The following is a 13,222-nucleotide window of genomic DNA, read 5'->3' as shown; positions in this document are numbered from 1 at the left end:
GGTGTCAGGTGGCGCCGGGGCCGTCGGCGGAGGCCCCGGAGGGCGCCGCGGTGATCAGCCGGGTCCTGGCCCGGCCCATCAGCTCTTCGCGTTCGTCCTCCGTCAGGCCGCCCCACACTCCGTAGGGCTCCCTGACGGCCAGGGCGTGCGCCGCGCACTCGGCTCGTACCGGGCAGCGCATGCACACCTCCTTGGCGGAGGTCTCGCGGGCGCTCCGGGCGGCGCCGCGCTCACCCTCCGGGTGGAAGAACAGGGAGCTGTCCACGCCTCGGCAGGCGGCGAGCAGCTGCCAGTCCCACAGGTCTGCGTTGGGTCCGGGAAGGCGGGAGAAATCTGCCATTGCTTGTCCCCTCGGAGCTGTGCTGCGTCGGAAGCGGCATCCTCGACCGTCTGTGATCGACGGCCTGCGGTGTTCGGACCGTCTGTGATCGGTGTGACCGAAGTCTCGACCGTACATCTACGGTGCTAGTAGATGTAAATATGACTGATTGCGAATCTAGCCACAGACACCCTCTAAAGGGAAGAAAAGCTGCCAAATAGGGCATGCCAGAGAGTGAAGATTCGGTTGATGGGTGAATCAATCGTGCCGTTCTCCTCCGTACACGGCCCTTCACGTAGAGTGCCGAACCCGACCGCCCGACCCGTAACTCTTTCGAGTGACCGTCGTTAAGAGAGCGGATGCGGTTGACGGATATCCGGCTCGGGCACATGTCCGAGGGGGTCAACCGCACAGGTGACGACTTGTACCAGCCTGGAGGCTCAAGGTGACGCGCATCAGCTGCGGAGGACGGTCATGACATCCGTCCTCGTCTGCGACGACTCCCCGCTTGCCCGAGAAGCGCTCCGTCGCGCGGTGGCCACCGTGCCCGGCGTCGAGCGCGTGACGACGGCGGCCAACGGCGAGGAAGTCCTCCGCCGCTGGGGTGCCGATCGTTCGGATCTGATTCTGATGGACGTACGCATGCCCGGTCTGGGGGGTGTGGAGACGGTCCGGCGGCTGCTCTCCGCCGACCCCGGGGCCCGGATCATCATGCTGACCGTCGCCGAGGACCTGGACGGCGTCGCGCTCGCGGTCGCCGCCGGGGCCCGCGGGTATCTGCACAAGGACGCCTCGCGCGCCGAGCTGCGGGCCACCGTCACCCAGGCGCTGGCCGACCCGACGTGGCGGCTCGCCCCGCGCCGGCTGCGGTCCGCCGAGATGGGGGCGGCCCCGACGCTCACCGCGCGCGAGATCCAGGTGCTCGAAGGCATGAGCCACGGCCGCTCCAACGCGGAGATCGGCCGTGAGCTGTTCCTCTCCGAGGACACGGTCAAGACCCACGCCCGACGCCTGTTCAAGAAGCTCGGGGCCTCGGACCGCGCCCATGCGGTGGCCCTCGGATTCCGCTGGGGCCTGGTCCGCTGACGACCGGCCCGGGCCGCGCCCCGTCCGCACACCGGCGGACGGGGTCACGGAGCGGGCCACCGGCTCCACACCCCGTATCCGGGCGCCCGCACAGCGGTGCCATGTGACGCTTCCCGGCCGATGACGCATCCTTGAGTCGTGGAGTTCCTCAGGAACGATTCGGTCGAGCGGAAGGGGAGGGCGCAGGACATGACATCCGGCGCACCCGCTCATAACGCTTCGGTGCACAACTCGGGACGCGATGGAGCGGACCTGACGGCATCAGGGCACCATGGTCCGATGCGCGACGACGAAACCACGGTGATCGGTGCCCTCGTGCACCGGGCCGTCGACGGCGACGCGCAGGCCACCCATGATCTGCTGGCTCATGTACACCCCCTCGCCCTGCGCTACTGCCGCTCCCGGCTGAACCGCCTTCCCGGTGATGCTCGCCACTTCGTGGAGGACCTGGCGCAGGAGGTCTGCGTCGCGGTGCTGATGGCGCTGCCGCGCTACAAGGACACCGGCAGGCCCTTCGAAGCCTTCGTCTTCGCGATCGCCGGTCACAAGGTCGCCGACCTCCAGCGCGCCGCGATGCGCCACCCCGGGTCGACCGCCGTCCCCTCCGACGAGATGCCGGAGCGGCCCGACGACTCCCTCGGTCCGGAGGAGCGCGCCCTGCTCAGCAGCGATGCGGCCTGGGCCAAGAAGCTCCTCGCCAACCTCCCGGAGAACCAGCGCGAGCTGCTGGTCCTGCGGGTCGCGGTCGGGCTGACCGCGGAGGAGACCGGACAGATGCTCGGGATGTCGCCGGGTGCGGTCCGGGTCGCGCAGCACCGCGCGCTCAGCAGGCTCCGGGCGCTCGCGGAGCAGTAGGGGCGCCTGTTCCGGCCCTCCCCGAGGGGTCTGTAGGAAGCTACAGAACGGCCAAGTGATCTTGATCGTGGAATGAGACACCCGTGGAGCCCGTTAGCATGGACATCCGCACCGATCAAGGCCATTTGGGGAAGGTGTCATGACTGCAAACGTCGACGGAGTGCCCGAGAAATTCGCGACGCTCGGGTTGACCTACGACGACGTGCTGCTGTTGCCCGGCGCGTCCGAGGTCCTGCCCAACGCGGTCGACACCTCGACCCTCATCTCGCGCAACGTCCGGGTGAACATCCCCCTGCTGTCCGCCGCCATGGACAAGGTGACCGAGGCCCGCATGGCGATCGCCATGGCCCGTCAGGGCGGCGTCGGCGTGCTGCACCGCAACCTCTCCATCGAGGACCAGGTGAACCAGGTCGACCTGGTCAAGCGGTCCGAGTCCGGGATGGTCACCGACCCGATCACCGTGCACCCCGACGCCACGCTCGGCGAGGCGGACGCGCTCTGCGCGAAGTTCCGCATCAGCGGTGTCCCGGTCACCGACGCCGCGGGCAAGCTGCTCGGCATCGTCACCAACCGCGACATGGCCTTCGAGTCGGACCGTACGCGCCAGGTGCGCGAGGTCATGACGCCGATGCCGCTCGTCACCGGCAAGGTCGGCATCTCCGGCGTCGAGGCCATGGAGCTGCTGCGCCGCCACAAGATCGAGAAGCTGCCGCTGGTCGACGAGGCGGGCCTCCTCAAGGGCCTCATCACGGTCAAGGACTTCAAGAAGGCCGAGCAGTACCCGAACGCGGCCAAGGACGCCGAGGGCCGGCTGCTCGTCGGCGCGGCCGTCGGCGCCAGCCCCGAGGCGCTGGAGCGCGCGCAGGCGCTCGCCTCCGCCGGGGTCGACTTCCTCATCGTCGACACCTCGCACGGCCACAACAGCAACGCCCTCGCCTGGATGGCGAAGATCAAGTCGAGCGTCGGCGTCGACGTCATCGGCGGCAACGTCGCCACCCGCGACGGCGCCCAGGCCCTGATCGACGCCGGTGTCGACGGCGTGAAGGTCGGCGTCGGACCCGGCTCGATCTGTACCACCCGCGTGGTCGCCGGCATCGGCGTCCCGCAGGTCACCGCGATCTACGAGGCCGCGCTCGCCGCCCGTGCCGCGGGCGTCCCGGTGATCGGCGACGGCGGCCTCCAGTACAGCGGCGACATCGGCAAGGCCCTGGCCGCCGGTGCGGACAGCGTGATGCTGGGCAGCCTGCTGGCGGGCTGCGAGGAGTCGCCGGGCGAGCTGATGTTCATCAACGGCAAGCAGTTCAAGTCGTACCGCGGCATGGGCTCGCTGGGCGCGATGCAGTCGCGCGGCCAGGGCCGGTCGTACAGCAAGGACCGCTACTTCCAGGCCGAGGTCTCCTCGGACGACAAGCTCGTCCCCGAGGGCATCGAGGGCCAGGTGCCCTACCGCGGCCCGCTGGCCAACGTCCTCCACCAGCTCGTCGGCGGCCTGCGCCAGACCATGGGCTACGTCGGCGCCGCGTCCGTCGACCAGATGGAGAGCAAGGGCCGCTTCGTCCGGATCACCTCGGCGGGTCTCAAGGAGAGCCACCCGCACGACATCCAGATGACGGTGGAAGCGCCGAACTACAGCAGGAAGTAACGCATCAGCGCAGGTGAGGGGCGGACCGGAGTTCCCGGTACCGCCCCTCAGCCGCGTGTCGGGGATACTGGTCAGCGCAGACGTAGAGGGAAAGGCCACACATCGTGACTGAGATCGAGATCGGGCGCGGCAAGCGCGGCCGCCGGGCATACGCATTCGACGACATCGCCGTCGTTCCGAGCCGCCGCACCCGGGACCCGAAGGAGGTCTCGATCGCCTGGCAGATCGACGCCTACCGCTTCGAGCTGCCGTTCCTGGCCGCTCCCATGGACTCCGTGGTCTCCCCGCAGCACGCCATCCGGATCGGCGAGCTCGGCGGCCTGGGTGTGCTGAACCTGGAAGGCCTGTGGACCCGGCACGCCGACCCGCAGCCGCTGCTGGACGAGATCGCCGAGATGCCGGTCGAGTCCGCTACCCGCCGGCTCCAGGAGATCTACTCCGCGCCGATCCAGGAGGAGCTGATCGGGCAGCGCATCAAGGAGGTGCGCGACTCCGGCGTCGTCACCGCCGCCGCGCTCTCCCCGCAGCGCACCGCCCAGTTCTCCAAGGCGGTCGTCGACGCGGGCGTCGACATCTTCGTCATCCGCGGTACGACGGTCTCCGCCGAGCACGTCTCCGGTGCGGCCGAGCCGCTGAACCTGAAGCAGTTCATCTACGAGCTGGACGTCCCGGTCATCGTCGGCGGCTGCGCCACGTACACCGCCGCCCTGCACCTGATGCGGACCGGCGCGGCCGGTGTCCTCGTCGGCTTCGGCGGCGGCGCCGCGCACACCACGCGCAACGTCTTCGGCATCCAGGTCCCGATGGCCACCGCCGTCGCGGACGTCGCCGGCGCCCGCCGCGACTACATGGACGAGTCCGGCGGCCGGTACGTGCACGTCATCGCGGACGGCGGCGTCGGCTGGTCCGGCGACCTGCCGAAGGCCATCGCCTGCGGCGCCGACGCCGTGATGATGGGCTCCCCGCTGGCCCGCGCCTCCGACGCGCCGGGCCGTGGCCGTCACTGGGGCATGGAGGCCGTCCACGAGGACGTGCCGCGCGGCAAGCTGGTCGACCTCGGTCCGGTCGGGACGACGGAGGAGGTCCTCACCGGTCCTTCGCACACCCCGGACGGCTCGATGAACATCTTCGGCGCCCTGCGCCGCGCGATGGCCACCACCGGCTACAGCGACCTCAAGGAGTTCCAGCGCGTCGAGGTGACGGTGGCGGACTCGCAGCACCGCCGCTGATCTCCCGTACGTACGTATACGGAAGGGCCCGGACCGTCACGGTCCGGGCCCTTCCGGGTGGTCCCGCCGGGTGTCAGCCGGCCTTCTTGGCGCCACCGACGGCGGCGACCGCGGCGAGGCCGAGGAAGAGGTAGGTCATGAAGTCGGCCTCCTGCGACCAGGCTTCGGTCACGGTGTCGAAGTGGTCGCCGATGACCTCGGAGAACGGGATCTGCGCCAGGTCGGCGAGCACCATCGAGATGCCGACGAGCTGGCCGAGGTAGACGGCGCCGATGGAGAAGACCGCCGAGGCGGCGATGACTGCCGGGTTGGAGCCGCCGACCTTGCTCGCCGCGAAGCCGACCAGGAAGCCGACGCCGACCGCCGCATAGCCGACCTCGCGCTCGATGGAGCCCGCGATCACGCCGTACAGGATGCCCGCGACGAGCGCCGCGCCGAGCGCGACCAGCACACCGAGCAGGACGTTGTTACGGGCCGGGGGCGCCGGGGCGAAGGGCGCGCCGCCGCCGAACGGGGCGCCCTGGCCCGGCTGCTGGCCCGCGAACGGGTTGCCGGTCGGGGCTGGGGGCTGCTGGCCGTACGGGTTGCCGGTCGGCGCGGCGGGAGCGGGCTGACCCGGCTGGCCGGCGTACGGGTTGCCCTCGACGGGCTGACCGCCGTAGGGCTGCTGGGGCTGGTTCGGCGGCTGCACGGGCTGACTCACGGTGGAACTCCCCCTGGGGCGGCTGCGCACGAGTGTGCGTGGTGCGCACGTCTGTGCGCCCTGTGACGCCGCAGGGTAGCAGTACGCACCGGATTCGGTCACCGGCAATCTTTTTCGGCCGCCGCGCACCGCCCTCAGAGCCGGTGCGCGGCCCCCGCCGGAGTGGCTCCCCGGGTGTCCAGGAGCAGTTGGGCCTTGACCGCGAGACCCTGGAGGTCGTAGGTGCGGTGCTGCTGGAGCAGGACGGTCAGATCGGCGGCGGCAGCCGCCTCGTACAGCGAGTCGGCGCGCGGGACGGGGCGTTCGCGCACCCGCCAGTCCAGGACGTGCGGGTCGTGGTAGCCGATCTGGGCGCCCATGTCCATCAGCCGGGTGGCGATCTCCCGGGCGGGGGAGGCCTCTTGGTCGGCGCTGTCCGGTTTGTAGGTGACGCCGAGGAGCAGGACGCGTGCGCCCCGGACGGACTTGCCGTGCTCGTTCAGGAGGGTGGCGCAGCGCTGGATGACGTAACTGGGCATCCGGTCGTTGATCTCCTGCGCCAGCGAGACCATCCGCAGCGGGTGTCCGGGCGTGCGGGTGCTGTAGGGCAGGCAGCCCGGGTCCACCGGGACGCCGTGGCCGCCGACGCCGGGTCCGGGGCGGAAGGGCTGGAAGCCGAACGGCTTGGTCTCGGCGCACCGGATGACGTCCCAGAGGTCGACGCCGAGGTCGTGGCAGAGCACCGCCATCTCGTTGACCAGGGCGATGTTGACGTGCCGGAAGTTGGTCTCCAGCACCTTCGTCATCTCCGCCTCGCGCGGTCCGCGGGCCCGGACGACCTTGTCGGTGAGCCGTCCGTAGAAGGCGGCGGCCGACTCGGTGCAGGCGGGGGTGAGGCCGCCGATGACCTTGGGCGTGTTGGCCAGGGTGTGGCCGCGGTTGCCGGGGTCGAGCCGGCTCGGCGAGCAGGCCAGGTGGAAGTCGCGTCCGGCGAGGAGCCCGGAGCCCTCTTCGAGAAGGGGGCGCAGGAAGGTCTCGGTGGTGCCGGGCGGCACGGCGGACTCCAGCAGCACGGTGGTGTGCGGGCGCAGTCGGGCGGCCAGGGCGCGGGCGGCGTCGCCGAGGGCGGTGAGGTCGACGGTGCGGTCGGGGCCGAGGGGGGTGGGGGAGCAGATCACGGCGGTACGGATCCGGCCCAGCTCGGCGGCGTCGGTGGTGGGCCGGAAGCCGCCGGAGAGCATGCGGCGGATCTCGGACGCGGTGAGGGTGCCTTCGACGGGACTGCGGCCCGCTCCGAGCTCCGCGTAGGGGCGTGGGTCGGGGTCGTAGCCGACGGTGTCGATTCCGGCGGTGACGGCGGCCTGGGCGAGTGGCAGGCCGAGGTGACCGAGTCCGATGACGGCGAGGTCTGCGGGCATACAGGAAGACCCCCTAAGTGCGGAGAGCGAAGATCGCAACTGCTGTGGACAGCGCAATGTCAGACTAGGCGTAAATATGACCTATATGTCGCATTGCGTGGTTCCGGACGCCCGGGTGTTGTCCACAGGCGGTGGCTGAACTCGGGGAGCGCGGACAGAATCGAGGGGTGGACACGGGCGGCCGGCCCCTCGGCCGGGTGGCACTCCCGTGTCCGACCACCCCGATCCACCGGGAGGCAGCAGTGAGGACAGCGACACTGGGACCCGCCGAGCGCACCGCCGCGCTCGCCGCCATGGCCGAGCGCGAACTGGACGTGCTGGTCGTAGGAGCGGGCGTGGTCGGCGCGGGCACGGCGCTGGACGCCGCCACGAGAGGCCTCTCCACCGGCCTGGTCGAGGCGCGCGACTGGGCGTCCGGCACATCGAGCAGGTCGAGCAAGCTGATCCACGGCGGCCTGCGCTATCTGGAGATGCTCGACTTCGCCCTGGTCCGAGAGGCCCTCAAGGAGCGCGGGCTGCTCCTGGAGCGGCTCGCCCCGCATCTGGTGAGGCCCGTGCCCTTCCTCTACCCCTTGCAGCACAAGGGCTGGGAGCGGCTCTACGCCGGCTCCGGCGTCGCGCTGTACGACGCGATGTCGGTCTCCTCCGGCCATGGCCGGGGCCTCCCCGTCCACCGCCACCTCTCCCGCAAGCATGCCCTGCGGGTCGCCCCCGCGCTGAAGAAGGACGCCCTCGTCGGCGCCCTGCAGTACTACGACGCCCAGATGGACGACGCCCGCTTCGTCACCGACCTGGTGCGCACCGCCGCGTCCTACGGCGCCCGGGTGGCGAACCAGGCCCGGGTCGTCGGCTTCCTCCGCGAGGGCGAACGGGTCGTGGGCGCGCTCGTACGGGACGTCGAGAGCGGCGAGGAGTACGAGGTCCGGGCCAAGCAGGTGGTCAACGCGACCGGCGTGTGGACCGACGACACCCAGGGCCTCATCGGTGAGCGCGGACAGTTCCACGTCCGGGCCTCCAAGGGCATCCACCTGGTCGTCCCCAAGGACCGCATCCACTCCTCGACCGGCCTCATCCTGCGCACCGAGAAGTCCGTCCTCTTCGTCATCCCCTGGGGCCGGCACTGGATCATCGGCACCACGGACACCGACTGGGACCTGGACAAGGCCCACCCGGCCGCCTCCAGCGCCGATATCGACTACCTGCTCCAACACGTCAACTCCGTCCTGAACACCCCGCTGACCAGGGACGACGTCCAGGGCGTCTATGCCGGACTGCGCCCGCTGCTGGCCGGCGAGTCGGACGCCACCAGCAAGCTGTCGCGCGAGCACACGGTGGCCCACCCGGCCCCCGGCCTGGTCGTCGTGGCGGGCGGCAAGTACACGACGTACCGGGTCATGGCCAAGGACGCGGTCGACGAGGCGGTGCACGGACTCGACCAGCGCGTCGCCGCCTGCGTCACCGAGGACACCCCGCTGCTGGGGGCCGAGGGGTACAAGGCCCTGTGGAACGCGCGCGCCCGGATCGCGGCCCGCACCGGACTCCATGTCGCCCGGGTGGAGCATCTGCTCAACCGGTACGGCTCAATGACGGAGGAGATTCTGGAACTGATCGTCGCCGACCCCGTTCTGGGTGAACCGCTGCCCGCCGCCGACGACTATCTGCGCGCCGAGATCGTCTACGCGGCCTCCCACGAGGGCGCCCGCCATCTGGACGACGTGCTGACCCGGCGCACCCGGATCTCCATCGAGACCTTCGACCGGGGCACCCGCAGCGCCCGGCTCTGCGCGGAGCTGATGGCGCCGGTGCTGGGCTGGGACGAGGGGCGGATCGACCGGGAGGTCGAGCACTACGAGAAGCGGGTGGAGGCCGAGCGCGAATCGCAGCGGCAGCCGGACGACCTCACGGCGGACGCGGCCCGGCTCGGCGCGCCGGACATCGTGCCGATCTAGTAGGGCTTTGTTACGTCTCTGGGCAAGCGGTCGCTCTGGTGGTTTCCTGCTGGTATGAGGGTGGATGAACTCGTTTCGTGCAGGGGCCGGTTGGAGGAGTTTGCCGGGGAGGTGTTCGCGCCTTTGTCGCGTGCTGACCAGCGGGTGAAGGGCAGCCTCTATCTGCGGGGTTTGCTCCTGGACGGGCGTCGGAAGTCGATGCAGCCGATGGCCGGACGCCTGGGTGTGGACCATCAGCAGTTGCAGCAGTTCATGACGTCGTCGACCTGGCCGGTGGACACCGTCCGCACCAGGTTGGCCCGCCGGGCGGTGGCGGTGGTGAGGCCTCAGGTGTGGGTCGTGGACGACACCGGATTCCCGAAGGACGGAATGTCCTCGCCCGGGGTGGCCCGCCAGTACTCAGGCACCCTGGGCAAGGTCGGGAACTGCCAGATCGGGGTCAGTGTCCACGCCGCGTCCGACACCGCGTCGTGCCCGCTGTCCTGGCGGCTGTTCCTGCCCGGCAGCTGGGACCGGCCGGAGGCGGCGGACCGTCGGGCCCGCTGCCGCATCCCTGACGGTGCGCGTCACCGGCCGAAGTGGCAGCTCGCGCTGGACATGCTCGACGAGCTGGCCACGGTCGGACTGCGGCCGGCGGTGCTGGTCGCGGACACCGGCTACGGAGCGAACGCCGACTTCCGCCACGGCCTGGAGGACCGCGGCCTGGCCTATGCCCTGCAGGTCAAGGGCGAGATGACCGCCCACGCCGAGACAGCCGAACCCCGCACACCGCCTTACACCGGGCTCGGGCCACGCCCGCTGCCCCGCTACCGCACCCGGCCGGTCAGCCTGCGCGAACACGTCCTGGCCGCCGGACGGGCACGAGCCGTCACGGTCACCTGGCGCAAAGGATCCAAGGCCGCCATGTCCGCCCGCTTCGTGTTCCTGCGCGTCCGCCTCGCCGGCCGCCGCCCCAAACCCGCCCCGGACGGTGTCATCGCACTGCGGTGGCTGATAGCCCAGTGGCCCGAAGGCCAGGACGAGCCGGTCAAGTACTGGATCTCCAACCTGCCGGCCGACATCCCGGCCCGGGACCTGGTCCGCCTCGCGAAACTACGGTGGCGCATCGAGCACGACTACCGAGAGCTGAAGACCACACTCGGCCTCGACCACTTCGAGGGACGATCGTTCACCGGCTGGCACCGCCACGTCACCCTCGTCACCGCCGCCCACCTCTTCCTGACCGAACAGCGCTCCGCCCCAAAAGCCCCTGCCAGGGCCTGACCCTCTACCAGGCCCTGGCCCTCCTCCAACACCTACTGGCCACCTGGACCGGAACCTGCCCCACCTGCCGACAACCCACCCCATGGCAGCCCTACGACACCACCTAACAAAGCCCTACTAGGGTCTGTCGTTTGGATCAGGCCGGGCTCGCGGGGGCCGGTGCGTACATCTGCGGCGTTGTCGTCAGTCGCCGATGCTCCGCAGTGACTCCCTCCTCCGCCTTGCAGCTGTACGCACCGGCCCCCGCTCCCTGATCCGGCCTGATCCGAACGAAAGGCCCTGGGGGCGCTCTCTTCGGCGCCCGTCTGCCCGAGGAGCCCCGGACGGCGGCCACCGCCTGTTGCCTCCGGGGCAGTTGGGCCCCACCGGTCCCGTGGGGCGGGGCGGCGGCCCGGTCCGGCCTGGACGGGGAGGCCGGGTTGGTAGGAGGCTGTGGGAGATTCCTCCACGGGCCGCGGCTCGGCGGACCCCGGACCCGGCACCAGGACCGGTCCCGGGGTGAGGGACAATGAACGCTCTGCCAGGGCGGGTTGATCGCAGAGGGGACGCATGTCGGAGGCGGAGCAGTCACGGGAGCCCCAACGGGACAAGAACGGTCGTCTCCTCGCGGGGCGCTACCGGCTCGGTGAGGTGCTCGGCCGAGGCGGCATGGGTACGGTCTGGCGCGCCGACGACGAGACGCTCGGCCGCACGGTCGCGGTCAAGGAACTGCGGTTCCCCTCGGCGATCGACGAGGAGGAGAAGCGCCGGCTGATCACGCGCACCCTGCGTGAGGCCAAGGCGATCGCACGGATCCGCAACAACAGCGCGGTGACCGTCTACGACGTGGTCGACGAGGACGACCGCCCGTGGATCGTCATGGAGCTGATCGAGGGCAAGTCGCTCGCCGAGGCCATCCGCGAGGACGGCACGCTGACGCCGAAGCGGGCCGCCGAGGTCGGGCTCGCCATCCTCGACGTGCTGCGCTCGGCGCACCGCGAGGGCATCCTGCACCGCGATGTGAAGCCGTCCAACGTGCTGATCTCCGAGGACGGGCGCGTCGTGCTCACCGACTTCGGCATCGCCCAGGTCGAGGGCGACCCGTCGGTCACCTCCACCGGCATGCTCGTCGGCGCCCCCTCGTACATCTCGCCGGAGCGCGCGCGTGGTCACAAGCCGGGTCCGCCCGCCGACCTGTGGTCGCTCGGCGGACTGCTGTACGCGAGCGTCGAGGGCTGCCCGCCGTACGACAAGGGCTCGGCCATCGCCACGCTCACGGCCGTGATGACCGAACCGCTCGACCCGCCCAAGAACGCCGGTCCGCTCACCGAGGTCATCTACGGGCTGCTCGCCCGGGACCCCGAGCAGCGCCTCGACGACGCCGGAGCACGGGCGTTGCTCAACGACGTCATCAACGCTCCCGACGTTCCCGCGCCGGCCCCCGCCGACTCCACCCAGATCATGGCCATCCCGCCGGCCCCCGCCGCCGACCCCCTCGTCAAGCGGACGCCGAAGCAGCCCAAGGCCCCGAAGCCGCCGAAGCAGTCCACCGGCTCGGGCGAGTCCGGCGAGGGGGCCCGCGACCGGCTGCGCGGAGCTCTGCGCTCCGTGCGCAACGCGAAGACCCCGGCCGTGGCGGCGGGAGCCGCGGCGGGCGCGGCCGCGGCGTCGGCGAGCTCTCCGGCCGCCGCCGCCACAGGTTCGCCCGTCGCCCCGCCCAAGCCGCCGTCCCCGCCCGGGACTTCCACTTCGGGCGCGCAGTCCGGCGCGGTCACCCCGGCAGCCGCGAAGGGAGCCGTCGCGACCCCCGCCGCCCCCGTCGGCGCCCCGAAGTCCACGGCGACGGCGAGTGCTTCCCTACCCGGGCAGCGCCCGCCCGCCCCGCCCGCGTCCACGCGTGCCTCGATCACCGACGTGGTGCCCCGCCGCACCCTCGCGATCATCGCGGCCGTCGTCGCGCTGGCCATCCTCGGCACGATCCTCGCGCTCACCCTCGGCGACGGCGACGCGGACAAGGGCGGCAAGGACAACACCGCCGCGTCGGCCGGATCCTCGGCCGGTGGCGCCGACGACAAGGGCGACACCGGCGGCGGTTCGGCCGGGGAGAAGGGCGACGGCCAGAAGGAGGGCCAGGGCAAGGAGGACGGCCGGGCATCCGAGGACCCGTCCGGCGAGGGCTCCGACGACCCGAAGGGCGACGACCCCGAGGGCGACGATCCGGCCGCTGGCGACTCCCTGCCCGCCGGCTACGAGAAGGTCACCGACACCCGGTTCCACTTCACCATGGCGATGCCCGGCGACTTCAAGCGCACGGGCATCGCGGGCGCCAACTCCGGCGGCATCTACAACGCCGCGCAGGGCAGCTTCCCCCGGGTCCAGGTCGACTTCAACAGCTCGCCCAAGGACGACGCGGCGGCCGCCTGGCGCGGGGCCGTCGGCAGCGCCAAGGTCCTCAGCGACGGGTACAAGCACGGCAGCATAAAGAAGGTCGAGTACAACGGCTATCCGACCGTCGCGGACTGGACGTTCGAGCGCAACCACAACGGCGTCCGGGTCCGGGTGCTCAACCGAGGCTTCAAGGTCGACGCCAAGCGCGGCTACTCGATCATGATCAGCTGCAAGATCGACGAGTGGGACGGCGACGAGTGCCGGACGCTGCGCGAAACGGCGTTCGCCACGTTCACGCCCACGGACTGACCGCCGGGCACGCCCGATCCGGGCCGGTGTGAAACGTTTGTGCGGGCCGGGTTGGCGCGACCCGGCCCGTCGGCCCGTGTTGCCACGTATCGTAAGAGGCCGG

General features: G+C 71.1%; 10 protein-coding genes. 7 read left to right on the top strand and 3 right to left on the bottom strand.

Annotated elements, in window-relative coordinates; genetic code table 11:
- Positions 1-4 precede the first annotated feature (4 nt).
- Positions 5-340 carry a WhiB family transcriptional regulator gene (locus tag AC0VY3_RS30710; protein ID WP_103509695.1) on the bottom strand — a complete coding sequence of 112 codons (336 nt, stop codon included), beginning with the start codon at positions 338-340 and terminating at the stop codon, positions 5-7.
- 453 nt (positions 341-793) lie between these two features.
- Here AC0VY3_RS30710 and AC0VY3_RS30705 point away from each other — a divergent pair, with 453 nt between their 5' ends.
- The 4 genes from AC0VY3_RS30705 to AC0VY3_RS30690 all read left to right on the top strand — a co-directional run bounded on the left by AC0VY3_RS30705 (position 794) and on the right by AC0VY3_RS30690 (position 5,131).
- A complete protein-coding gene (locus tag AC0VY3_RS30705; RefSeq protein WP_003948568.1) occupies positions 794-1,405 on the top strand; it encodes a response regulator transcription factor in 612 nt (203 codons plus the stop codon).
- 279 nt (positions 1,406-1,684) lie between these two features.
- Positions 1,685-2,260 carry a sigma-70 family RNA polymerase sigma factor gene (locus tag AC0VY3_RS30700; protein ID WP_030084428.1) on the top strand — a complete coding sequence of 192 codons (576 nt, stop codon included), beginning with the start codon at positions 1,685-1,687 and terminating at the stop codon, positions 2,258-2,260.
- Positions 2,261-2,399: 139 nt separating this feature from the next.
- Positions 2,400-3,902, top strand: a complete 1,503-nt coding sequence (guaB, locus tag AC0VY3_RS30695) for an IMP dehydrogenase (RefSeq protein WP_030084431.1) — start codon at positions 2,400-2,402, stop codon at positions 3,900-3,902.
- Positions 3,903-4,006: 104 nt separating this feature from the next.
- A complete protein-coding gene (locus tag AC0VY3_RS30690; protein ID WP_103509696.1) occupies positions 4,007-5,131 on the top strand; it encodes a GuaB3 family IMP dehydrogenase-related protein in 1,125 nt (374 codons plus the stop codon).
- A gap of 73 nt (positions 5,132-5,204) precedes the next feature.
- Here AC0VY3_RS30690 and AC0VY3_RS30685 read toward each other — a convergent pair whose 3' ends face one another.
- Positions 5,205-5,834, bottom strand: coding sequence for a hypothetical protein (locus AC0VY3_RS30685; RefSeq protein ID WP_242741472.1), 630 nt, complete (start codon positions 5,832-5,834; stop codon positions 5,205-5,207).
- 134 nt (positions 5,835-5,968) lie between these two features.
- The gene (locus tag AC0VY3_RS30680; protein ID WP_103509698.1) at positions 5,969-7,231 is read right to left on the bottom strand and encodes a nucleotide sugar dehydrogenase; all 1,263 of its coding nucleotides are present in this window, start codon (positions 7,229-7,231) and stop codon (positions 5,969-5,971) included.
- Positions 7,232-7,473: 242 nt separating this feature from the next.
- Here AC0VY3_RS30680 and AC0VY3_RS30675 point away from each other — a divergent pair, with 242 nt between their 5' ends.
- From AC0VY3_RS30675 to AC0VY3_RS30665, 3 genes are all read left to right on the top strand, one after another.
- The gene (locus AC0VY3_RS30675) at positions 7,474-9,180 is read left to right on the top strand and encodes a glycerol-3-phosphate dehydrogenase/oxidase (RefSeq protein ID WP_103509699.1); all 1,707 of its coding nucleotides are present in this window, start codon (positions 7,474-7,476) and stop codon (positions 9,178-9,180) included.
- A 54-nt stretch (positions 9,181-9,234) separates the two neighbouring features.
- Positions 9,235-10,443, top strand: coding sequence for an IS701 family transposase (locus AC0VY3_RS30670; RefSeq protein ID WP_475551084.1), 1,209 nt, complete (start codon positions 9,235-9,237; stop codon positions 10,441-10,443).
- A gap of 549 nt (positions 10,444-10,992) precedes the next feature.
- On the top strand, positions 10,993-13,119 hold the full coding sequence (locus tag AC0VY3_RS30665; protein ID WP_475551083.1) for a serine/threonine-protein kinase: 2,127 nt from the start codon (positions 10,993-10,995) through the stop codon (positions 13,117-13,119).
- The last annotated feature ends 103 nt before the right edge of the window (positions 13,120-13,222 follow it).

Source organism: Streptomyces sp. iso_384 (assembly GCF_056172905.1).
Note: the sequence above shows the minus strand (reverse complement) of the source record. Positions and strands in the feature narration are given on the sequence as shown.